The sequence below is a fragment of the Ensifer sp. D2-11 genome (assembly GCF_054161295.1).
This window is the reverse complement of sequence record NZ_CP096433.1, coordinates 2,487,606-2,511,350: the sequence shown is the minus strand read 5'-3', so window position 1 is coordinate 2,511,350 and position 23,745 is coordinate 2,487,606. Positions and strand designations below refer to the sequence as shown.

Annotated in this window: 17 protein-coding genes and 1 tRNA gene; 13 read left to right on the top strand and 5 right to left on the bottom strand. The window is 61.9% G+C overall.

Annotation, left to right across the window (positions count from 1 at the left end):
• Nucleotides 1-220: 220 nt before the first annotated feature.
• Together M1D34_RS12140 and M1D34_RS12135 are read right to left on the bottom strand one after the other, a co-directional pair.
• Nucleotides 221-1,903 (bottom strand): ABC transporter permease, encoded by a 1,683-nt coding sequence (locus M1D34_RS12140; protein WP_498779199.1) that lies wholly within the window; start codon nt 1,901-1,903, stop codon nt 221-223.
• A gap of 122 nt (nt 1,904-2,025) precedes the next feature.
• The gene (locus M1D34_RS12135) at nt 2,026-5,430 is read right to left on the bottom strand and encodes a PAS domain S-box protein (protein ID WP_498779197.1); all 3,405 of its coding nucleotides are present in this window, start codon (nt 5,428-5,430) and stop codon (nt 2,026-2,028) included.
• Nucleotides 5,431-5,662: 232 nt separating this feature from the next.
• Here M1D34_RS12135 and phaP1 point away from each other — a divergent pair, with 232 nt between their 5' ends.
• Nucleotides 5,663-6,109 (top strand): phasin PhaP1, encoded by a 447-nt coding sequence (phaP1, locus tag M1D34_RS12130; protein WP_003527110.1) that lies wholly within the window; start codon nt 5,663-5,665, stop codon nt 6,107-6,109.
• A gap of 162 nt (nt 6,110-6,271) precedes the next feature.
• Nucleotides 6,272-6,348, top strand: a tRNA-His gene (locus M1D34_RS12125).
• 91 nt (nt 6,349-6,439) lie between these two features.
• On the opposite strand, the gene M1D34_RS12120 is transcribed toward M1D34_RS12125, so the two are convergent.
• Complete coding sequence (locus M1D34_RS12120; protein ID WP_498779195.1) at nt 6,440-7,165, bottom strand: LuxR C-terminal-related transcriptional regulator; 726 nt, start codon at nt 7,163-7,165, stop codon at nt 6,440-6,442.
• 295 nt (nt 7,166-7,460) lie between these two features.
• Here M1D34_RS12120 and M1D34_RS12115 point away from each other — a divergent pair, with 295 nt between their 5' ends.
• From M1D34_RS12115 to M1D34_RS12085, 7 genes are all read left to right on the top strand, one after another.
• The gene (locus M1D34_RS12115; RefSeq protein WP_498779193.1) at nt 7,461-8,228 is read left to right on the top strand and encodes an SDR family NAD(P)-dependent oxidoreductase; all 768 of its coding nucleotides are present in this window, start codon (nt 7,461-7,463) and stop codon (nt 8,226-8,228) included.
• 10 nt (nt 8,229-8,238) lie between these two features.
• Complete coding sequence (locus M1D34_RS12110) at nt 8,239-9,477, top strand: D-arabinono-1,4-lactone oxidase (protein WP_498779191.1); 1,239 nt, start codon at nt 8,239-8,241, stop codon at nt 9,475-9,477.
• 206 nt (nt 9,478-9,683) lie between these two features.
• The gene (locus M1D34_RS12105) at nt 9,684-10,502 is read left to right on the top strand and encodes an ABC transporter substrate-binding protein (protein WP_498779189.1); all 819 of its coding nucleotides are present in this window, start codon (nt 9,684-9,686) and stop codon (nt 10,500-10,502) included.
• 127 nt (nt 10,503-10,629) lie between these two features.
• Nucleotides 10,630-11,586 carry a quaternary amine ABC transporter ATP-binding protein gene (locus M1D34_RS12100; protein ID WP_318866909.1) on the top strand — a complete coding sequence of 319 codons (957 nt, stop codon included), beginning with the start codon at nt 10,630-10,632 and terminating at the stop codon, nt 11,584-11,586.
• Entirely contained in the window at nt 11,583-13,535 is a 1,953-nt protein-coding gene (locus M1D34_RS12095; RefSeq protein WP_127540918.1) for an ABC transporter permease, read from the top strand. The genes M1D34_RS12100 and M1D34_RS12095 overlap by 4 nt, the downstream gene beginning before the upstream one ends.
• A 7-nt stretch (nt 13,536-13,542) precedes the next feature.
• A complete protein-coding gene (locus M1D34_RS12090) occupies nt 13,543-15,795 on the top strand; it encodes a trimethylamine N-oxide demethylase (protein WP_498779186.1) in 2,253 nt (750 codons plus the stop codon).
• A gap of 57 nt (nt 15,796-15,852) precedes the next feature.
• On the top strand, nt 15,853-16,881 hold the full coding sequence (locus M1D34_RS12085; RefSeq protein ID WP_318866906.1) for a GlxA family transcriptional regulator: 1,029 nt from the start codon (nt 15,853-15,855) through the stop codon (nt 16,879-16,881).
• Between the two features lie 52 nt (nt 16,882-16,933).
• Here M1D34_RS12085 and M1D34_RS12080 read toward each other — a convergent pair whose 3' ends face one another.
• Nucleotides 16,934-17,815 (bottom strand): LysR family transcriptional regulator, encoded by an 882-nt coding sequence (locus tag M1D34_RS12080; protein WP_127540922.1) that lies wholly within the window; start codon nt 17,813-17,815, stop codon nt 16,934-16,936.
• Nucleotides 17,816-17,930: 115 nt separating this feature from the next.
• Between M1D34_RS12080 and M1D34_RS12075 the strand changes: the two genes are divergently transcribed.
• The 3 genes from M1D34_RS12075 (at nt 17,931) to M1D34_RS12065 (ending at nt 21,841) form a co-directional block, all read left to right on the top strand.
• Nucleotides 17,931-19,427, top strand: coding sequence for a CoA-acylating methylmalonate-semialdehyde dehydrogenase (locus tag M1D34_RS12075; protein ID WP_010968775.1), 1,497 nt, complete (start codon nt 17,931-17,933; stop codon nt 19,425-19,427).
• 253 nt (nt 19,428-19,680) lie between these two features.
• The gene (locus tag M1D34_RS12070; protein ID WP_013844056.1) at nt 19,681-20,799 is read left to right on the top strand and encodes a YjgN family protein; all 1,119 of its coding nucleotides are present in this window, start codon (nt 19,681-19,683) and stop codon (nt 20,797-20,799) included.
• Nucleotides 20,789-21,841, top strand: a complete 1,053-nt coding sequence (locus tag M1D34_RS12065) for a M48 family metallopeptidase (protein ID WP_498779183.1) — start codon at nt 20,789-20,791, stop codon at nt 21,839-21,841. Before M1D34_RS12070 ends, M1D34_RS12065 begins: the two co-directional genes overlap by 11 nt.
• A 75-nt stretch (nt 21,842-21,916) precedes the next feature.
• On the opposite strand, the gene M1D34_RS12060 is transcribed toward M1D34_RS12065, so the two are convergent.
• Entirely contained in the window at nt 21,917-22,960 is a 1,044-nt protein-coding gene (locus M1D34_RS12060; RefSeq protein WP_010968778.1) for a Fe(3+) ABC transporter substrate-binding protein, read from the bottom strand.
• A gap of 199 nt (nt 22,961-23,159) precedes the next feature.
• On the opposite strand from M1D34_RS12060, the gene rirA reads away from it, so the two are divergent.
• Entirely contained in the window at nt 23,160-23,624 is a 465-nt protein-coding gene (gene rirA / locus M1D34_RS12055; RefSeq protein ID WP_003527122.1) for an iron-responsive transcriptional regulator RirA, read from the top strand.
• The last annotated feature ends 121 nt before the right edge of the window (nt 23,625-23,745 follow it).

Here is a 23,745-nt window from a genome sequence, read left to right as displayed (position 1 = left end):
ATGGAAGGAAGAGTGGGTGCAGTCCGTGAGACTCACTCGCATACCGCAAGCGGACGTTGTCGTAGTGCCGGCTCATCCCCGACTTCCTCATCCCTGTGACGAGCACAGGGATGAGGGCGGAGAGGGTGCGATCCCTTGCATAGTCACGAGATTTTAGGTCGGGTGACACCCCCCTCTGCCCAACCATCTCATCCCTGCGACGGGCACAGGAATACGTGATCTATGACCGGCGTTCGAGCGACCGGGACACCAGGATGACGGGGACCATCCCGGCGAGGACGATGATCATCGCCGCAACGGAGGCGTCTTCCACCTTCGCCCGCGAGGCATCCTCGTAGACGAGCGTCGCAAGCGTATTGAAATTGAACGGGCGCAGCATGATGGTCGCGGAAAGCTCCTTCATCGTTTCTATGAAGACGAGGAGCGCGGCCGTCAGCACTGCGGGCCGCATCATCGGCAGGAGCACCGCGCGCAGCGTCTGGCCGCTCGTGCGCCCGAGCGCGCGTGCGGCCATATCGAGATGCGGCGACAGTTTCTGGAAGCCGGCCTCGAGCGTCCCTTCCGCCATGGTCAGGAAGCGGACCGTGCAGGCATAGATGATGGCAAAGCCGGTGCCGCTCATGAGCAGGCCGGTGGAAATCCCGAAAAGCCCCCGCATCTCGGCGTCGATGGTGTTGTCGAGGGCCGCGAGCGGAAAGAGCACCCCGATCGCCAGTACGGTACCGGGCACACCATAGCCGAAGGAGGCGAGCCGCCCGGCGATATCGGCGATGCGCGAACGCCCGGTGCGCGCGGCATAGGCGAGCACGAAACCCAGGAGCACGGTCGCAAACGCCGTCAGACCTGACACCAGGATGCTGTGCAGCAGCGCGCTCAGGAGGCGCGGCGCCAGGAACTGGTCGAGGCGTTTCAGGGCATAGTCGCCCAGAACAAGGAAGGGAACGGCAAAGCCCGACAGTATCGGCAGAAGGCAGGCGGCCGTCGCGGCCCATTTCTTCCAGCCGGAAAGTTTCAGCCTCGCGGCGTCGTGAACTGCGGCCGTGGTCTTCTGGCTCGCAAAGCGCTGTCTGCGGCGTGCCGCCCGCTCGACCATCATCAGGCCGATGACGAAAACCAGCATGATGCAGGCGATCTGCGCCGCGCCGGCGAGGCTGCCACGATTGAGCCAGGTATCGAAGATGGAGAAGGTCAGGGTCTGCACGCCGAGAAATTCTACCGCCCCGATATCGTTCAGCGTTTCCATGGCAACGAGCGTGAGGCCGATCATGATCGCCGGCCGCGCCATCGGAAGCTGGACGCGGAAGAAGACCTTCAGCGGTCCGGCGCCGAGCGTCCGCGCCACGTCCGCGGCGGCGCGGCCCTGCATGAGGAACATGGAACGGCAGGCGAGATAGATATAGGGATAGAGCACCGAGCTCAGAACGAGCACGGCGCCGCCGAGGGAACGCACGTCGGGAAACCAGTAATCGCGGCTCGTCTGAAATCCGAAGAGGGCCCGCACCAGGCCCTGCACAGGGCCGGTGAATGTGAGCAGCTCCCCGAAGGCATAGGCCGAAAGGTAGGCCGGTATGGCAAGCGGCAGCACCAGGGCCGCGGACAGGAAGCGTCGTAATGGAAATTCATAGGTTGCCACCAGCCAGGCGGTGACGATGCCGATCATGGCGGTGGCGGTGCCTGTGAACAGGACCAGGAGAAGCGTGCGGCCGGTTGCACGCGGGATCACGTTTTCGATGAGATGCGGCCAGTCTGCGGTGCCGCCGGAAACGGCGAGCCACGCAATGGCAAGAATCGGCATGAGCACGACGGCGGAGGCGAGTCCGGCCCAGCCGGTGAGCAGCGGATGGTGAAGGCCGGTGCCGGAGCTGGCGTAGCGCCGCTTGAGGCTTTTGGCGGTGAAGTGCAAACGATCCGTCCGAAGCAATGCCGATCGAAATGACGAGTGAGGGATCGGCCCGCAGTTTCCTCAACCTTCAAGAACCGACAAACTGGCTCCCGCAGGTCAACATTTCCTTACAGCATTCGATCTCAATTGGCCAAGACGCGTTGTGAGGGAAAGGATATTTCCACCAGCGTGCCCTCGTTCGGGGCCGAAGTGATGGCGAACTGCGCGCGGTTCGCTTCCGCCATCGCCTTCGTCAGCGGCAGGCCGAGCCCGGTGCCGTCGCCACGCTTGCGGCCGCCGGTCGTGACCTGGCGGAAGGGCTTCATCGCCTGGTCGAGCTCGTTGCGGGTCATGCCGATGCCCGTGTCGCGGATTCTCAGGATGACGCTGCCATTAGCCTCGTAGGACGTCGACACGACGATCTGGCCGCCCGACGGCGTAAAGCGGATGGCATTCGCCAGGATGTTCAGGGCGATCTGCTTGATCGAACGGTCGTCGGCGACGACTTCGGGCACGGAGCCCGACAGCGAAGTGCGGATGATCACGCGTTGGCTATTGGCCTGCGGCTGCACCAGCGACACGGCCTCGGAGACGGCCTCGTTGAGATCCACGGCGCCGAAGTCGAGATCCATCTCGCCGGCCTCGATCTTCGAGATGTCGAGCAGATCGTTGACGATGTCGAGGACATGCCGTCCCGACCGGCCGATGTCGCCGGCATACTCGATATAGCGCGGATGGCCGATGGGGCCGAAATGCTCGCTCGCCATCATGTCGGAAAACCCGATGATGGCGTTGAGCGGCGTGCGGATCTCGTGGCTGACCCGGGCCAGGAATTCCGTCTTGTGGGCATTTGCCGTCTCTGCGGCGCGCTTGGCGTTGCGAAGCTCCTCTTCGGTCCGTTTCCACTGGGTGATGTCGCGGATGACCGCGCAGTAGCCGTTGGAGGAGGAGAGCCGGCCGATGGTCATGAACAACGGAATGAAGCCACCGGCGGCTTCGCGGCCGATCACTTCCCGGCCGTCGTTGAGCACGCTTGCGACGCCGTGGCCGGAAAGGCCCTGGAGATAGTCGATCACCGCCTTCTGGCTCTCATGGGCGAAGAGCGCGGCGAACGGCTTTCCGCGCATATCGGACTCGTCATAATCGAAGAGCGCGCTTGCGGAGCGGTTCATCGTCCGGATGTCGCCGTCCCGTCCGAGGACCACGACCCCATCGGTCGCGGTTTCCAGAATCGATCGGAGCTCGTCGATCTCCATCCGGAGCCGGCTTGCCTCTGCCGCTCCTTCGTCTTCGCGCGCCTGCTTCTCCGCTTCGCTTGCGCCGGCCGGGGTCAGCGCAAGCATCAGCGCGCTCTTTCCTTCCCATCGGATCGAATGCAGATGGGCGCCGACGGGAATGAGCCTGCCATCCTTGCGGACCAGCGTCATGGTTCCGTTCGGCTTTGCCGCGCCGGCCTCGTTTCCGAGAGCGAACAGGGCCTCCAGGCCACCCTCCTGTTCGAAGGCTTCGAGATTCTCATATCCGGTCAGCCGCAGGAATTCCGCATTGGCATGCAGCAAAGCGTCGCCGTGGTGAACCAGCAATGCGACCGGCAGCCTGTCGAGGATCTCGCTGCTCATGGCTGCACCATTGCGTGCGGTGAGGCCGGGCTCCATTGACGCAGCAGGGGTCTCGCCCGCCGGCGTCGCATCGTGCCATCCGCCCGGCGCCTCCGCTTCCTCCGTCTGTCGGCTTTCTTCCGTGTCAGCCGGCGTGATGGGGGGGGTGTCAGCTTCGTGCCGGCCTTCGGCTTTGCCTTCCTGCGGCAGCTGGTCAGGGGCGAAATGCTCGCCGAGCTGCCTTGCAATCTCGCGGAAGGCCGCCTGCTCACCGCGGGTCAGCGCGCCGGCTCCCGCCGGTCGGCGCTCGTCGAGATCGATGACCTTGTCGGAGGCCTGCCTGCCGGCCGTTTCGACGACCCGCAACGCGGGCTGTTCGCCGCGGAACGGGTCTTCCGATACGTCCGGTGCAGCCTCGGCCGCGTCTTTCCCACTGCCGGCGTCAGGGCCGGTCTTGGAGCCAGCCTCAGCCTGCGGCGCACCGGCGCCCTCAGCCGACATGTCGCTTGAAGCCTGCGCGATCTGCGCCGGCGCCGGACGGTCGAGCGCAAGCCCGGCCGCCCTGGCGTCCGGCACAGCGTCGGCGATCCTGACGATGCCGAAGCCGCGGAAGCCGTCGAACTCGCGCGAACGGGAATAGGTGGGAAGGGCGGCGAGATCGACCGGCACCTTGAGATTGGTTCCCTGGACCGGCCAGAAGATCGTCTTGCCGGACCAGGTATCGCGGCGATGCAGGAGCTCGTTGATCTTGTCGTCGGGGTCGAGATCGTAACGATCGGCGAGATCGGTGAAGCTAACGCCGATCACGTCGGCGGCCTTCGGGCCGACGGCTGACGCGAACTCTTCGGAAATTTCGCTGAAACGTCCCTCCGCGTCGATCTTCCAGACGAACCGTACCGCCCGTCCGCCGGCTGCGAAAGCGAAGTCGGCGGTTTCTCCGCCACGGTCCGCATCGGCAGCCGGTTCACCGGAAGCCGGTTCTGCTTCAAGCGGCGTTTCAGGCTCGGCGAGATCGGCGGCCTCGGCCTCGTCCTGCGGAGCGAGCTCCCCTTGCGCTTCGTCGTCGGTGCCATCCCCGACGGACGCTTCGTGTTCTGCCGGTGCTGCCGCCTCCGGCAAGGGAGCGGGCTCGGCTTCCTCGAGGCGGCCCGCCGGCTGTTCCGTCTCCGCCGGTGCCGCGGAGGAGGGGACCGCCTCTCGTGTTTCAGCGGGCGCCGCAGGTGCGGCGGGGATAGCCTGCTCCGCCGCCGCCGCGCCGACCGCCTCTCCGGTCTCGGATTTCTCGAGAATTGCCTCGACCGCGAAGAGCAGGTGGAGCGCCGGATGGTCCGAAATCTTGCCGACTGCCGCCGGCAGGCGCCCTTTTTCCGTCGCGACCGGACGCTTGATCAGCCGATCCTTGTCGCTCGTAGCGGCTGCAACGAGCGTCCGGCGAATATCCGCCGAAAGGCCAAGACTCTCGAAGCCGGGCGAGCCGGCAATGACGGTCCCATCGGCATCGAGCACGGCCATATGCGTGTCCGGCCCGTCGAGGCCGGCAATCATCGCCTCTGCGCGCGCTTCGGTCGAAAGCGCCTTGCCGTTGTTGGGCACGGTGAACAGAATTGCCTCTTCGCCGGGCCCGATGCGGATCAACTCCACGGCGGCATTGAGCGGAAGCCGGCGAAAGCCCGACGCCATACGGATCAGAAGCTGCCGGCGGTCCCCGACGGCCGCGAGCTGCGCCGCGGCGGCGCGCAGCTGGCGAAGCGAAAGATCGCTCGGGTCGAGGTCGGTATCGATGAAATCGTAGACCGAGGTCGTCCCGAACAGCTTTGCGCCCTGGTCGTTGGCCCATAGCACCCGCGCGACATTCTTCGAAAAAAGGACGGACGCATCCCCCCGGGCAAAATGCTCCCGCACCCGTGCATGCACGGCAATGTCGATGAAGGGGTACTGTCTTTCGGGCATCGGCAGACCTACTGACGGATCGCTTGCGCGTTAACGCTCTATTAATACCCAGCCCATCGGCGAGGGTCCAGCAACGGGACGGCCTCGGCCACGTCTTTCGGCGCGGAAGGTTAATGGGCACGGCTTATTGTGCACTGCACAAATTTATTGCAACGCACAACCAAATCGGCTATAGAACGGCCATCAATCAAAACGGCGCCTCTGAAGAGGGCCACACCAAGGAGCGCATGAAATGGCTACCAGGAAGACCGAAGACGCATTTTCCCTCTCTTTCGACCCGACCAAGTTTGCCGACAGCTTCCGCGAGTTTGCCGAAAAGGGCGCCGCCCAGTCGAAGGAAGCCTACGCCAAGATGAAGACCGCGACCGAAGAAGCAGCGAAGACCGTCGAAGCGACGGTCGAGAGCGCTCAGTCGGGAACCGTCGAACTCGGCCTCAAGGCCATCGACGCGCTGCGCACCAATGCCGAAAGCTCGCTCTCGCACATGGAAGCTCTGCTCGGCGTGAGGTCTCTCTCCGAACTCGTCGAACTGCAGACCGCCTTCATCCGCAAGCAGGCCGAACTTGCCGTCGAGCAGGCGAAGACGATGCAGGAAGCGACGCGCAAGGTCGCCGAGAACGTTGCCAAGCCCGGCAAGGATGCCGCGGAAAAGGCGATGTCCAGCCTCAAGAAGGGCTGATCGGCCGCGCCGTATCGATCGGATTCAAAGCAAAGACCGGGTGGCTTGCCATCCGGTCTTTTTGCTGGATAATCTGAACTTAAGGCTTGCAAATCGGTGTGAGTGACCGTATGTGAGCCGCCAAGCGACGACCCCAAACGAAGTTGGAGTCGCTTGCCGAGTGCGGTTGTAGCTCAGTTGGTTAGAGCGCAGGTTTGTGGCACCTGAGGTCGGAGGTTCGATCCCCCCCAACCGTACCATTTCTTTCAAGACATGCGCTTCCAGTCGGTCCACGGTCCGCAAGGCTCGTGTATCTGGTCGAATGCCCGGGCGGCGAAAGCGCCCGATAGGCTATTCCCGTGCTCTCTCTTCCGGCGGAAGTGGGGGCAGTAGCTGCTCCACGAACATCGCGAAAAGTTCCCGCTGGCTTGAGATGTTCAGTCTCTTGTAGATGTTCTGCCTGTGCAGTTTGACGGTTCCTTCCGTCACGGAGAGTATCTGTCCAATCGCATAATTGCTGTTCCCCCTTAGAATAAGCTGCACGATCCGCCGCTGCTGGTAAGTAAGGCGATCCTCGCAAAACGAAGCGAAAGCCGTCTCCATGAGGTCGTCGAGACGGAACTGACGTTCATTCGCGCGCGCATCGCGCCAGTGCGAGCGCACCGTTTCGCGAACGAAGGGTTCGATCTGCTTCAGTCTTTCCATCTCGTCGGCTGAAAACGGGAGGCCTTGCGAACGCATGAGCGAGTACACGGCGTTGAAGCCTCCTTCCAGAGGGATGAGGAAGCCGATTTCCTCCACGAGTGAGCCGGCCTGCATGGAGATGCAGGGGTGAACCTCTCTGGAACTGTAAAATTCGGAATCGAAGAATTCGTCCGGGGCGAGCTCCCGCATTCGCCAGATCCCCGGCGGGAGGTTCTGGGTGCAGGCAGTATAGAAAGGGTCAAACAGATATGCGCCGTCGAGATACGCTTTGAGCGCCGCGGCTTCGGCATGCTGCCGGTAGCCGTCGTGCAAGAGCAGCGGCCTTGAATCAAAGGGGAAACCGAAGATCGCCGACAGGTCGAACGGTGCCACTCTCGCAAGCATGTCGTCCAGTGCTTCCGGCAATGTCGGCCTGCCGATCTGCCCCACGACGGAGGCAATGGCGGATAGGTCTGGCACTTCGGTCTTCGGCACTGAATCCTCTTTGCGTCAGGATGTGGCCCCGACCTTATCACCTTTGGAATATAGACGCCTTCGTCACGCTACTGCAATCTGACCAAGTGGAACAAGCATCAAAGCTGCCTTAGCCGACCTGGACATCAAGACGCCAAGAGAGCCGTCCTCCAGGCCGCGCCGACAGGCAGCACTACGACGGCTGGAGGAGCACGTGGCTGGTCGACTGGACGGAAAAATTGCGCTTATCAGCGGCGGGGCAGGGGGGTGTGGTCTCGCCGCCACCGAACTTTTCGCTCGGGAGGGCGCAGCGGTCGGGATCGTCGATCTCCCGCAGAGCCAAGGGGAAACGGTCGTCGCCCGCCTCCGCAGCGAGGGCTTCAGAGCGGTTTTCGCCTCGGCTGATGTGTCGGACGAACGTCAGGTAACGCAGGCGGTGGAGAGGGTTTCGGGAGAACTCGGACCGATCACGGTCCTGTTCAATCATGCCGGCACCATCGTCATTCGGCCGTTCCTGGAGACGACGGCCGAGGAGTGGGACCGGCTGATGGCCGTCAACGTGCGCAGCATGTTCCTCATGACCCGCGCCGTCCTTCCCCAGATGATCGACGCCGGGGGCGGATCAATCGTCTGCACCTCTTCCATATCGGCGGTTGCGGCAACCCCCATGGAGGTCCTTTACAATACGACCAAGGGGGCGTGCCATATGTTCGCCCGGTCCGTCGCCGTGGAGTTCAGGGACCGGAACATCCGGTGCAATGCGGTTTGCCCCGGCTTTATCCAGACGGCTCACGGCCAGAGGGAAGTCGAGGAACTGACGCGCTACGGGGTCGATGTTTCCGACGCAGCGATCGCCGCCCAACAGGGCCGGATGTGCCGGCCGGACGAGGTCGCCAAGGCCGCGCTTTATCTTGCGAGCGACGACGCAAGCTTTGTCAGCGGCGCCCATCTGTTCGTCGACAATTGTTTTACAGCGATGTGAGGGGAGAAAAATGGCTTTCGAGAAAGGTGGAGTCTGGCGGAACTGGGTCGGCAATCAGTACTGCGTATCGCAGTACAAGGCCTCGCCCGGCACCGAGGCCGAACTGGCGGAGCTGGTCGCAGAAGCGGACAAGCGGGATCTCGGAGTTCGCGTCTCGGGTTCGGGCCACTCCTTCACGCCGGTCGTCGGAACCAGTGGTCTCCTTTTGTCGCTCGCAAATCTCAGGGGCGTTCAGAAGGTCGACAAGGCACGCAAGCAGATTACCGTAGCAGGCGGAACGCGCATCAACGAGGTGGGCAAGACGCTGAAGCAGCACGGGCTCTCGCTGATCAATCAGGGCGATATCGACAGCCAGGCGGTCGCCGGCGCCTTTACCACCGGAACGCACGGGACCGGGATCAAGCTCGGAAACATGGCCTCTTCGATCGCCGGAATGCGAATCGTAAAGGCGAACGGCGAGATACTCGACATCGATGGGAGTGACGAAGAACTCCTCCACGCGGCGCAGGTCTCCGTCGGCACGCTCGGTATCATCTCATCCATGACCCTCAACGTCATGGATGCCTATAACCTGCACGAGCGGCTGTGGCGTGACGACTTCGAGACCTGCATGGAGCGCCATGACGAACTGGCGGCAAACCACCGGCATTTCGGATTCTTCTGGTGCCCGACGCCGGAAAGCCGCCATCTCTACTGCCTGCCGGATACCTCGGCCGTCTCATCTACGAACAAATCGGCCGACGTCTGCGAAATGAAGGTGATGGACATCACCGATGCGGCGCCGATGGAGAGCGAGTTCGAAAAGATCGCCTACAGTTCGGAAGTCTATCCCATCGAATACGTCCCGAACTTCGTCGAACTCGAATATGCGGTGCCCGTGGAACACGGCAAGGCGGCCGTCAGAGCCGTGCGCGACCTCATGCTCAACAAGCATACGAACTGCATCTATCCGATCGAATATCGCTTCACCGCCGGCGATCCGGCGTGGATGAGCCCGTTCCATCACCAGGACAGCATCACGCTCTCCGTCTCGGGCGGCCCGGGGATCGATTACTGGGCGTTTTTGAAGGACGTCGACCAGATCCTGCGCGGATACGACTCGCGGCCGCATTGGGGGAAGATGCATTTCCTCGACACCGACGATGTGACGCATCTCTATCCGCGCGCCGGAGACTTCCGTGCGCTGCGAAGGGAATTGGACCCGAAGGGTCGTTTCCTCAACGACCATCTGAAGATGCTGCTCGGCTGACAGCTCAATAAAATCCGCAAGCCAGACGTTCGGCCACAAGAATGCCGAGCGTCACAAAAAAGGGGAATAAGAATGAAAGTTTTGAAGCTTTTTGCGACAATGTCGGTCGTCGGTGCAACCCTCGCAAGCGCCATGCCGCAAATTGCCAGTGCCGAGGATTCGAGCGATCCGATCCGGATCGTCACAACGACTGGACCAGTCAGATCGTGCTTTCGAACATTGTGGGCCAACTCCTCGAGAGCCTTGGAAACACGGTGGAGTACAGGTCGTCGGATGGCCAGCTGCAGTATACCGCGATAGCCAACAACGACATGGATTTCCAGGTCGAGGTTTGGGAAGGATCGCAGTCCGAATCGTTCAACAACGCACTGCAACAGGGGCTTATCGATCTCGGTGCCCACACCGCGGTGACGCGTGAAGACTGGTGGTATCCGGAATACGTCAAGGAGCTTTGCCCGGGCTTGCCGGATTGGAAGGCCCTCGATGCATGCGCCGAAAAATTTGCGACAGCCGAGACGGGAACCAAGGGACGCTTTGTCGGTCCGCCGGCCGCCTGGGGCAAGCACTATTCCGAGCGTATTCAGGCGCTCAAGATGAACTTTCAGGAGGTTCCCGTCGGGCAGGCGGCAACGCTCTGGGCGGAACTGCAATCCGCCTACGATCGGAAGGAACCCATCGTTCTCTTCAATTGGACCCCGAACTTCATCGAGGCCAAGTTCAAGGGCGAGTTCGTCGAATTCCCCGAATTCGACGCGGCTTGCTTCAAGGACCCAGCATGGGGTCAGAACCCGGACGCGATCTATGACTGCGGCGCTCCCGCAAGCGGCTATCTGAAAAAGGCCGCATCACCGGAATTCGAGAAGAAATGGCCCCACGCATTCGCCGTGGTGAAGAAGGTCAACTTCACCAATCCCGAGATCGCCGCGGCCGCGGCCATGGTCGATGTCGACGGCATGTCGCCGGAAGAAGCCGCGGAAAAGTGGATCTCCGAGAACGAAGCCACCTGGAAGGCATGGGTCGAATAACCCGTCCCTCAGACCGGCCGGGCCAGTCGATACGTCATCCCTCATGCAGAGGTTTCGAATGCAGGTTACAGCGAAAATATCATGTCGAAGCATCTGGAAGGTGTTTGGCGCAAGCCCGGCCGAGTTCATGGCCAGACACGGCAACAACCCTCAGCCTGCGGACTTCGAGGCTGAGGGATACATTGGCGCCGCACGAAACGTCTCCTTCGATGTCCATCCCGGCGAGATCCTGATGATCATGGGCCTTTCCGGCTCCGGGAAATCCACATTGGTCAGAGCGATTACCCGTCTCAACGACCCGACGGCCGGATCCGTCCTGATCGACGGCGTGGACCTGATGAAGGCGAGTCCAAAGGAGCTGATCGAACTTCGCCGCCACAAGATGGGCATGGTTTTTCAGAACTTCGGCCTGCTGCCGCATCGATCTGTCCTCTCGAACGTTGCATTTCCGCTCGAAGTCAGGGGAACTCCGAAAGACGAAAGAGAGAAGCGAGCGCGCGAGATGATTCGGCTCGTCGGCCTCGAAGGGCGCGAAAGCTACTTTCCGCGCGAGCTTTCCGGCGGCCAGCAGCAACGCGTCGGCATTGCGCGGTCTCTCGCGGTGGGACCGGATATCTGGTTTCTGGATGAGCCGTTCTCCGCACTCGATCCTTTGATCCGGCGGGAAATGCAGGACGAGTTCCTGCGCCTGCAGAAGATGTTGAAGAAGACCATCGTATTCATCACTCACGATTTCGCCGAGGCTGCCCGCCTGGGCGACCGGATCGGCATCATGAAGGATGGCGAGCTTGTGCAACTGGCGGCGCCGGCGGAGATGGTCGCAAGACCCGCAAACGACTATGTGCGTGAATTCACGCGCGAAGCGCCGCGGGATCAGATCATCACGGTAGGATCGATCTGCGATCGAAGTCACGGCCCTCAAGCGGAGGACGCCGTCCCGGCGGATGCCAAACTCCACGAGGTGGCTTCGAGGGTGCTGTCGTCCCCGTCGCCGATCGCCGTCATCGCAAATGATGGCACGCCTCTCGGTTCAGTCTCCAGGCAATCGATGATCGCGGCCCTTTATCCGGAGAGAGCGCAATGAACTCTGCCCCGGTATCCGGGCAAGCAATTGCAACGAACCCGCCATCCAACGGTTACCAGCGCTTCATCGCGGCCATCCTCGCTTGCGTCGCATTCGTCGTCGCGGCGAAATACATCCCGGTTCTCGACAAGTGGCCGACAGACCTGGTCATCCCGCTGCGGAGCTGGATCACCGGCGCGTTCGTCTGGCTCGCTCAAGTTGGCAAGCCCGTCACCCGAGGGATCGCCTGGGTTCTGTCTCAACCATTGGCCTTGACGGAAGCGCTGCTCTATCGCGGATTCACCGCGCTGGGACTGCCGCCGCTTCCCTGGGTGGCCGTCGCCGGAGGCATGACGATACTCGGCCACTGGATCGGAGGCAGAAGACTCGCACTCCTTGGCGGCCTGTCCACGACTTACCTGGCGATTTTCGGACTCTGGACGGAGGCGATGAAGACGGTTTCGATCGTTATCGTCATCGTTCCACTCGCTGTCATGGCCGGCTTCGCCCTCGGCGTATGGGCGTTTCGCAACCGTCGCTTTGAAAAAGTGCTGAATGCGTGCTTCGATATCATGCAGGCGACGCCTCACATGGCCTATTTGGGTCCAGTCGTAGTCCTGTTCGGCTTCGGACAAGTACCGGCACTGATCGCGACCTTCATTTTCGCACTGCCTCCCATGGGACGCTGCACCATCCTCGGCATGCGCACGGTGCAGCCCGATGTGATCGAAGCCGGGCATATGTCGGGCTGCACCAGGCGGCAACTCCTTTGGAAGGTACAGCTTCCCGCCGCGCAGCAGACCTTACTGCTGGGGGTGAACCAGGTCGTCATGCAGACGCTCGCCATGGTGGTGATCGCTTCACTGGTCGGTGCGGCCGGCCTCGGCCAAAAGCTCCTGTTCTCCCTTCAGCAATTGCAGATCGGCAAGGCGGTGGAGCAGGGGGTCGCAATCACGCTGATTGCAGTCGTGCTCGATCGAATGTCCCAGGCCTTCATGCGCCGCGTACCGGCACATCGCCCCGCGGGCGAGATATTTCGTCACAAGCACCTTTTTGGGTTCGCGGCGCTTCTCATCGCATCGATTGTCATTTCCCCTTTCTTCCCTGCGGTAGTCGAGCTGCCGAAAGACCTGACCTTCAGCTACGGCGCGCCGATCAACCAGGCTGTAAGATGGGTCTCGCGCGAACTCTTCGCCTATGTGAAACCTGTCCGCGACTTCATTACGATCTGGGCTCTTCTCCCTCTGCGCGATTTCTGTCTATGGCTCCCGTGGCCGGTGGTCCTGGGTAGTCTCGCGGCGATTGGGTGGGTACTGGGCGGACTTCGCCTCGCGCTGGTTCCAGTCGCGCTGCTCGGGACCATGCTGCTGACCGGGTTCTGGACGCAGCTGATGTTGACGGTCTATCTCGTCACCTCGACGACGGTGCTCAGCATCCTGATCGGTACCCCGGTCGGTATCTGGGCATCCCGCAGACCGCTCGCAGCCGGGATCATCAACACGATCTGCGACACGCTTCAGACATTCCCGAGCTTCATCTATCTCATTCCGGTGATCATGCTGTTTCAGACGAGCGATCTCTCGAATGTCCTCGCGATGCTCGCCTATGCGAGCGTGCCGATGATCAGGTTCGCTCAGCTCGGCCTGAAGCGCGTGCCGCAGGCGACCGTCGAGGCCGCGATCGCAAGCGGCACGACGCCGTTCCAGCGTCTCGTCAAAGTCGAACTGCCTATCGCATTCCCGGAGCTTCTCATGGGCATCAACCAGACGATCATGATGGCGCTTGCAATGGTGGCCATCACCGCGTTGATCGGATCACAGGACCTCGGTCAGGAGATCTACAAGGCTTTGCCTGGTGCGGATACGGGCCGGGGTCTCCTTGCCGGACTTGGGATCGCTTTCATAGGGATCACGGCCGATCGTCTGCTTGGAGCGTGGGCCGCAAAGCTAAACCGCAACCTTGGAATGTGATGGCGTAATGACAGCTTTACTTCCACCCCGCCCGAGCCGCACCCTGAGGCCTGGCATCCGCACTCTGCCTCTCGGTCTCGAACGCTACGCCGTCAAGGGCGGCGGATCTCTGACTCTGCAGGTTTATGCCGGCGATCAGCTCAGGATAGTCGACAAGGAAGGCCTTCAGGCTGCCGAGTTGACCGCGACGGGCATCGATGGCCGGGCCGACACGCGCATTCTGGGTGTGCCTGGCAATGAACCCACTTTGCGGATATTCGGGACCGGGCCTTCCGGCGAGGAGGCCGAGTTCACTGTCCAGCGGGATGCAGTCCTGCGGGTCGCTGCTCCCGGCGGCGTGATGGACTTCGAACGCCAGGACACCGCCACCGATCTGGAGCTTTTTATCCGGCGAGCGACGCTGATCAACTACAAGTCGGGAAGCAATCCACTGCCCGATCCGCTAAGAGATCCCTTGCAGGAAAGGCGTATACGCGCTGCCACAGCGCAGGCGTTTACCGTCAAAGCCGGCGAATACATTCAGATTCTGGACATCGACGGAAGGCAGATGACTGACTTCCAGTGCTTCTCTGCCCGAAAACTCGAAAATGGCATCGAGCATGCCCTCGATGCCACCGTCACGCGAACGCTCACCCACCGCGCGCTGCCGGTGCCTGGCCTACCCTCGAAGGCCTTTGCCTTCGACTTCGAGCCGCTCGTCGAGGTGATCCAGGACACGTGCGGTCGCCATGACGCTTTCGCGACTGCGTGCAATGCCCGCCAATATGACGACTTGGGTTATCCGGGGCACATCAATTGCACCGACAATTTCAATCATGCCCTGGATCCCTACGGTGTCGCGAAGCGCAAGGGATGGGAGGCACTCAATTTCTTCTATAACTCCCGCATGAATGCGCATGACCAGATCATCTCGGACGAGGCGTGGTCGCGGCCAGGCGATTACGTCATGCTGCGCGCCCTGACCGATCTTGTTTGTGTGGCCTCCTCCTGCCCGGACGACATCGATTCGGGCAACGGGTGGAACCCGACGGACATCCTCGTTCGCACCTATGCGCCCGAGAACAAATTCTCGCGAGCGATCGCATACCGAAAGACACCGGACGCGGACCCTCAGATGACACAGGAAACTGGATTCCACGAGCGCTTCTCGGCGCTGACCCGCCACTACACCGAATATCGAGGCTTCTGGCTGCCCAGTCGCTTCAACAACGAGGGCCCGATCGGCGAGTACTGGGCCTGCCGCGAGAAATGCGCCGTCATGGACCTCTCCGCCTTGCGCAAATTCGAGGTGCTGGGTCCCGACGCGGAAGCTCTCCTGCAATACTGCATGACGCGTGACATCCGCAAACTTGCGGTCGGGCAGGTCGTGTACACGGCCATGTGTTATCCCAATGGTGGCATGATCGATGACGGCACCGTCTTCAGGCTGGGACAGAATAATTTCCGCTGGATCTGCGGCGACGACTACAGCGGCATCTGGCTGCGCGAGCAGGCGCAGAAGATGGGCTATAATGTGTGGGTTCGCTCATCGACGGAGCAGATGCACAACATCGCAGTACAGGGACCGCGCAGCCGGGATCTTCTCAAGGAGATCATCTGGACTCCCCCCGGCCAGCCCACACTTGGAGAGCTCGAGTGGTTCCGGTTCTGTGTTGGTCGGATCGGCCATTTCGAAGGAGTCCCGGTCGTCGTCTCCCGTACCGGCTATACAGGCGAGCTGGGCTATGAAGTCTTCTGCCACCCGCGCGATGCCCTGGTGGTCTTCGACGCCGTTTGGGAGGCGGGGCAGAAACATGGCCTCAAGCCTTTGGGCATGGAAGCGCTCGACATCCTCCGCATCGAGGCGGGGCTGATTTTCGCCGATTACGAATTCAATTCCGAAACCGACCCGTTCGAAGCCGGCATCGCATTTACCGTTCCCTTGAAGTCGAAGCCGGACGATTTCGTCGGCCGCGAAGCTCTCATTGAGCGAAAAGAGCATCCGCGGCGCAAGCTGGTGGGACTCGACATCGACTCGAATGACGAAGTCAACCATGGCGATTGTGTTCATATCGGACGCGCGCAGATCGGGGTGGTTACGAGCAGTACGCGCTCGCCGATCCTCGGAAAGAACATTGCGCTCGCGCGTGTGGACGCGAGGAGCGCTGATCTCGGAGCAGAAGTGGAGATCGGCAAATTGGACGGCCATGCCAAACGGCTGCCGGCGAAAATCATACGGCTCGCCCACTACGACCCCGAAAAGACTCGCCCTCGCGCATGATGGCATCGGAACCCCACAGGCGCTGATCCCGGTGCGTTCAGGAGAAACCGCAGCGAAATGGGATATTTTGTTCAAGCAACGGCGGGCGGGGCCGCCGCGCAAGCTCGGCGGCTGACGATCGGCTTCGTCCTCGCACGTTCCTTCACGCTATCGGCCTTCGCCCTGTTCGTCGACACCCTGCGCCTGGCGAGCGACCAGCTCGACCGGTCGGGCCGGGTCCACGCGGATTGGCATGTTCTAGGCAGTACCAGGCACCTGATCGCGTCAAGCTGCGGTGTTCAGGTTGCCCCCACCTCGGACTTCGTAGATCCCCGCCGGTTCGATTACATAGCGGTGGTCGGGGGCCTTCTTACCGTCCCGGAACCGGTCGATTTCGAAACCGTCCGGTTTCTCAAGCTGGCTGCTTCCAGGAATGTCTCCTTGATCGGCCTTTGCACCGGTTCGTTCATCCTCGCCGAAGCCGGCCTGATGAAGGGTCATGAGACCTGTGTCAGCTGGTTGCATTACCATCAGTTTCGCGAGCGTTTTCCCGACAACGACGTCCGGCCGGACCGTTTGTTCAACTTGGAGGGCAAGCGCGGCTCCTGTGCGGGTGGAAGCAGTTCCGCCGATCTGGCCGCCGCCCTGGTGAGGCGACACATAAGCCGGGATGCAGAGCGAAACGCGCTTGAAGTGTTGCAGATCGAGAAGGCGCGTGCCCAGACCGACATCCAGACGCGACAGCCGCTTTGCGAGTATTTCAACGACTCGCGCATCACGGCCGTCCTGATAACGATGGAGCAGCATCTCGAAGGCGGGATAACCATCGAGCAGCTTGCAGCCTCGGTGGGACTCTCAAGGCGTCAACTTGAGCGCCTGTTCGCCGTAAAGGCCCGGATGTCTCCCGCTCTCGCTTTCCGTCGCCTGCGATTGGACAGGGCAAAGCAGATCCTGCTGACGAGCAGGAAACCGATCATCGAAGTCGCGCTCGACGTCGGCTTTGTGAACACATCGCACTTTACCAAGGAGTTCAGGCGCGCCTACGGCAGGACGCCGGCAGAGGTTCGGGATTCTGCGGCGCGCGACCGGGAAGCTGCGAACCGGTAGGCTTCTCGACGGGCGACGTTCATGGAAGCGCTCCGGTGGCCCCAGCCATCGGTCACGAGAATATCTGATGCTCCGCCGTCACCAGTTCCTGCAGGAACGCTGCGACCGTGCGCACGCGCACCAGGTCGCGGGCGCTCTCGTGATAGGTCGTCCAATAGGCGCGGCGGATCGTCCTATCGGGGAGCAGGCGTACAAGCTCCGGATATTGCCGGGCGATATAATTGTGCAGGATGCCGATCCCGGCGCTGGAGCGGACCGCCTCGGTCTGGCCCATGGCGCTGGAGATCTCGAAGGAGGCGTCCCAGCTGCGCATGACCTCGGTGGAGAAATTGAGTGACGGCGTGAAGATGAGGTCTTCCACATAGCCGATCCGGCGATGGTTCTTGAGATCGTCGACAGTCCCGGGTGTGCCGTAGCGGCCAAGATATTCTGCCGATGCGTAGAGACCCAGTGTATAGTCGGTGAGCTTGGACGAGACGAGCCGCCCCTGTTCCGGCCGCTCGATGGTGATCGCGATGTCGGCCTCGCGCTGCGACAGCGAGAAGGAGCGCGGAACAGGAACGAGCTGGAGCTTCAGTTCCGGGTAACGTGCCGTGAGCCGCCCGAGACGCGGCGCCAGGAAGGAGACGCCGAAACCATCAGGCGCGCCGATGCGCACGGTGCCGGCGATCGCCGTGTCGATCCGCCCGACCTGCGATTGGGCGGCGAGCATCTCGGTTTCCATGCGCTCGGCCGCGGCAAAGAAGACCTCGCCTTCGGCCGTCAGTTCGCAGCCGTTGGGACGCCGGATGAGGAGCTTCGCTTTCAGTCTTTCCTCGAGCGCGGTAACCCGCCGGCTGAGCGTCGCGTGATTGATGCCGAGCCTTTTCGAGGCGGCGAGGATCTGGCCCGTCCGCGCGACAGCCAGAAATACCCGGACGTCGTCCCAGTTCATGCGAACGCTTTCATGGACTTTAATTTGCGCACAACGGTTCCTGAAATTCGGAAATTGAATTGTTGAAATCGTAGTGCGATCATGAGGGCACAATCAAGGGTCAGGAGGAACACTCATGTATGAACTCGGTCATTTCATCGACGGCAAGCGCGTTGCCGGCACGAGCGGTCGCGTCAGCAACATCTTCAACCCAGCAACGGGCGAAGTTCAAGGCACCGTGGCGCTGGCGAGCGACGCGGACCTGGCCGCCGCCGTCGAGAGCGCCAAGGCTGCCCAGCCCAAGTGGGCCGCAACCAATCCGCAGCGCCGCGCCCGCGTCTTCATGAAGTTCGTCCAGCTCCTGAACGACAACATGAACGAGCTGGCCGAAATGCTCTCCCGCGAGCATGGCAAGACGATCGACGACGCCAAGGGCGACATCGTGCGCGGCCTCGAAGTCTGCGAATTCGTCATCGGCATTCCGCACCTGCAGAAGAGCGAATTCACCGAAGGCGCCGGTCCCGGCATCGACATGTACTCGATCCGCCAGCCGGTCGGCATCGGCGCCGGCATCACCCCGTTCAACTTCCCCGGCATGATCCCTATGTGGATGTTCGCCCCGGCGATCGCCTGCGGCAATGCGTTCATCCTCAAGCCTTCCGAACGCGATCCCTCCGTGCCGATCCGCCTTGCCGAACTGATGATCGAAGCCGGTCTGCCGGCGGGCATCCTCAACGTCGTCAACGGTGACAAGGGCGCGGTGGATGCGATCCTGACGCATCCCGATATCGCCGCCGTCTCCTTCGTCGGCTCGACCCCGATCGCCCGCTACGTCTACGGCACGGCTGCGATGAACGGCAAGCGTGCGCAATGCTTCGGCGGCGCAAAGAACCACATGATCATCATGCCGGACGCCGACCTCGACCAGGCGGCTAACGCCCTCATCGGCGCCGGCTACGGTTCCGCGGGCGAGCGCTGCATGGCGATCTCGGTCGCTGTTCCGGTCGGCGAGGAAACCGCAAACCGGCTGATCGACAAGCTTGTGCCTATGGTCGAAAGCCTGCGCATCGGTCCCTATACCGACGAAAAGGCCGATATGGGCCCCGTCGTCACCAAGGAGGCGGAACAGCGCATCCGCAGCCTGATCGACAGCGGCATCGAGCAGGGTGCGAAGCTCGTGGTCGACGGCCGCGACTTCAAGCTGCAGGGCTATGAGAACGGCCACTTCATCGGCGGCTGCCTCTTCGACGACGTCACACCCGACATGGACATCTACAAGACCGAAATCTTCGGACCCGTCCTTTCGGTCGTCCGCGCCAGGAACTACGAAGAGGCCCTGTCGCTGCCGATGAAGCATGAATACGGCAATGGTGTCGCCATCTATACCCGCGACGGCGATGCGGCGCGCGACTTCGCCTCCCGCATCAATATCGGCATGGTCGGCGTCAATGTTCCGATCCCGGTTCCGCTCGCCTATCATTCTTTCGGCGGCTGGAAATCCTCGTCCTTCGGCGACCTCAATCAGCATGGCACGGATTCGATCAAGTTCTGGACCCGGACCAAGACCATCACCTCGCGCTGGCCGTCAGGCATCAAGGACGGCGCCGAGTTCTCGATACCGACGATGCGGTAACGCGAACAAAGCTCTCCTCCTCCAATCGGAGCCTCCTTCGGGAGGCTCTTTTTTGTTGCGCGAGATCCGGCAGGGAAACTATCGTCAGTTGTGCTCGATGTGAATCGCAGATTCGCATCCTTCGTCAGATACGCACTTCGGGACGGAAAACCGTTACCTAAGTGCTCTAGCAGATGGTCGTTGGGGGATGGCCGTCGAATATTCAAGCGGCACCTGCCGCTGAGGCGGCAGGCATCGGTTTGTAGGGGGCACCATGACAATGGCAGAGTCGTTGCCGGCACAAAATGCCGGCGAGCGCAGCTTCGGACGCGCGGCTGAAGGGGATATCCAGCGCCTATCCTTCACGGGAAGCGGCAGGGAATATTTCGGGATATGGATCGTCAATATCCTTTTGACGATCATAACGCTCGGCATCTATTCGGCCTGGGCGAAGGTCCGCCGCAATCGTTATTTCTACGGCAACACCATCCTGCTCGGGCGCGGGTTCGAGTATCACGCGAGTGGCGGGCAGATCCTCATCGGCCGCCTGATCGTGTTCGCCTATCTGGTCCTCTACAACATCATGCTCACATTCGTGCCGCTCGTCGGCATCGGTCTCGGCGTCCTGATGCTTTTCTTCGTACCCTGGCTCGTCGCGCGGGGGCTGCGCTTCAGCGCAAGGGTGACGAGCTACCGCAACGTGCGCTTCGACTTCGTCGGCGGCGCCGGCGGGGCGTTCCTTGCTTTTATCATCGGTCCGGTCCTGGCGGCCTTGACCCTCGGCATTTTGGCGCCGCTCGCCAGCCGCTGGTCCTACCGCTATGTCGGCAACAATCTGCGCTATGGTCAGAAGCCGTTTTCGACCGATCCCCCTCTTGGTCGGCTCTACAGAACCTGGGTGGCCCCGGCCGCGGTCCTGGTGCTGGGCATGCTGATCGGCGGCTTCTTTGTTTTCCTCGGCGTGGCGTTGGTCAACGCCGTGGCAGAGGGTGCCGAACTCTCTTCCCAGGCTTTGCAGGGGTTTACCGGCTTGCTGCTTGTGCTCGGTTACCTCCTTCTCTTCGCGATCTTCGGCCTGGCGGCGCTGATCTACCGCGCCGGCGTGCGCAACGTCGCCTGGTCCGCCACCTCTTTCGACGGCAGGCATCGGCTGTTGAGCGACCTGTCGCGCCTGCGCTATACCTGGATCGCCGTCTCAAACCTGATCGTTACCCTTGTTACGCTCGGCCTGATGCGGCCCTGGGCGGCAGTGAGGATGGCGCGCTACGTGAACGAGCATACGGGCGTGCGATTCGAAGGAGATGTCGGCGAACTCTTGTCGCAGATTGCGCAGGAGGGCTCGGCGGTCGGTGCCGAATTCATGGATATAGAAGGATTCGACTTTGGCTTCTGACGGCACGACGATCGCTTCAGGCGAGTGGCATCCTCCGGGATCGAGTCGCTCGGTTCCCGCAAGCCTCGTCGAGAGAGCAGGGCACCTTGTCGTCGACGGAGAAAGCGGCGGCGAGCTTGCGGGCGGCAACCTGCACTCGATCGAGATATCGTCCCGGGTAGGCCGCATTCCGCGCCGGGTCACCTTTCCGGACGGATCGCTGTTCGAGACTGCCGACAATGACGCGGTCGACCGGTTCCTAACCGGGAAAGGTCGCGCAAGCGAGGGAGCGATCCACCGGCTGGAGCGCTTCCATCCGCGGCTGATCGCCTTCGTCGCCGCCGCGATCCTGCTTGGCGCGCTGATTTATCGCTCGGCACTGCCCTTGCTGGTGGAGGTTGCCATCGCCGTCACGCCGCCGGCCGTGCCGCAAATCATGTCGGCGAGCGCCCTGGAGACGATGGATCGGACCCTGCTGGACAAGTCGAAGCTCGACGAGGCGAAGCGCAACAGGATCGTGGAAGGGTTCCGCCGCGTCGCGTCGCAATCCGCACGGGGAGAGGCGGGCTATACGCTCCACTTCCGCGGAGGCGGCGCGCTCGGTCCGAACGCCTTCGCCTTGCCTGACGGAACACTGATCCTTACCGACGAACTCGTGGAATTCGCGGGCGAAGATACCGAGATGATCCTCGGCGTGCTGGCCCATGAGATCGGCCATGTCGCGCACAAGCACAGCCTTCGACAGATCTATCGTGCCGCCGGCATCACTGCCCTCCTCATGCTGGTCGCCGGCGATATCGGATCGGGAGCCGAGGACATGCTGGTGCAGGGCGGCGGCCTCCTCGCACTTTCCTACTCACGCTCAGCAGAGGCGGAAGCGGACAGGCACTCGGTCGAACTGATGATGAAGGCGGGTTTCGATCCGGCAGCGATCGCCCGTTTCTTCGAACTGCTGGAAACGAAGCTCGACGACAAAGGTGGAACGAGCATCTTTTCGACGCATCCCTCGACGCCGGAGCGGCGCAAGGCGATCCTGGACTGGATCGGCCACGAACGGAAATAGGGAGCACTTCCGCCGGCACGGACGAAAACGGCGGGCATTCGCCCGCCGTCGTCGCACCTATCCGGCGGGTTCCCGTCAATCCTGCGGGCCGTCGTTGTAGCCGACCTTGTCGACGAGTTCCGAGGCCTTCTTGCGGTTTGCCGCGATTTCGGCGAGCGGCAGCGTGTCGGGCTTGATCTCACCGAAGGACTTGACGACTTCCGATGGTTCGGCGCCCGGCAGCACCGGATATTCGAAGACCTGCTCGGCATAGATCTTCTGCGCTTCGCCTTCGGACAGGAATTCCATGAGCTTCAGGGCATTCTCCTTGTTCGGCGCGTTCTTGGCGAGCGCCATGCCGGAGATGTTCACATGGGTGCCCCGGTCCTTCGTGTTCGGGAACAGAACCTTGATCGCCGAGGCCCATTCCTTCTGTTCGGGCTCCTTCTCGTTGGTGATCATCAGGCCCACATAGTAGCTGTTGCCGAGCGCCAGGTCGCACTCCCCGGCGAAGATTGCCTTGGCCTGGTCGCGGTCGCCGCCGTCCGGCTTCTTGGCAAGATTGTTCCTGAGGCCCGTGAGCCACTTTTCCGCTTCGGCTTCGCCGTGGTGGGCGATCATGGAGGCGAACAGGCCGACATTGTAGGAGTGCTGGCCGTCGCGGGTGCAGATCTTGCCCTTCCACTTCGGGTCGGCGAGCTCCTCATAGGTGATGTCGTCCTGTGCGACGCGCTCCTTCGAGGCATAGACGACGCGGCCGCGCGTCGTCAGGCCGAACCAGTTACCGTCCGGATCGCGGAAATGGTCGGGGATGTCCTTGTTGATGGTCTCGTTGGCGACCGGTTGCGTCACGCCCGCATCCTTGGCCTCGGTCAGGCGGCTGATATCCACGGTCAGGATTACGTCGGCGGGAGAGTTCGCGCCTTCGGCCTGAATGCGCTCGACGAGACCCTTGTCGAGGAAGAGCACGTTGGTCGTGATGCCCGTCTTCTTGGTGAAGGCGTCCAATAGCGGCTGAATGAGGTCCGGCTGCCGGTAGGAGTAGATGTTGACCTCCCCATCGGCGCGGACAGGCGCCGTCGAGGCAAGAAATGTCGCCGCCACGGACAGCGCACCGATCAGCGCTTTTGAAATATTCATGGTGTTCTCTCCTTTTTCGTGTTTTAAACTTAACTTAGTCAATCATATTTCTCGTATTTCTGCCGCCAGCAGGCGCGCCAGTCAACAAGCGAAACGGTGAAGAGATAACCTTCGTGAACTTTTCCACTTTTTGGAATTGTTCCAAACTACGATCCGTCCTATATGATGAGGCACGAATTTATCGGATCCGGAGCAAAAAATGCGTCTGACGAAGCAAACCAACTACGCGGTACGCATGTTGATGTACTGCGCTGCGAACGGCGAGAAGCTCAGCCGCATTCCCGAGATTGCCAGGGCTTACGGCGTTTCCGAACTGTTCCTTTTCAAGATCCTGCAGCCGCTCACGAGAGCCGGCCTGGTCGAGACGGTACGCGGCCGCAACGGCGGAGTCCGCCTGCCGAGACCGGCGTCGGAGATCACCCTTTTCGACGTCGTGAAGGTGACGGAAGACAGTTTCGCCATGGCGGAATGCTTCGAGGCGGGCGAGATCGACTGCCCGCTGGTGGACAGCTGTGGCCTCAATGCCGCGCTGCGCAAGGCGCTGAACGCCTTTTTCGAAGTACTTCAGGGATACACGATCGACGACCTGGTCAAGGCCCGGCCGCAGATCAACTTCCTCCTGGGCCTGGAAGAGCCGGTGCGCCCGCAGACCTCGGCCGCCTGAATTCACTCGCGTCTGCGAGCTTGCGGGCCGTAAAGCTTGCCTTGAAGCAGCGTGAGAGCGGGCGGAAAGCCCACGCATGCCGCGGCACGCATGCTGGTGGCGGAGCTCACCCGCGACCTGC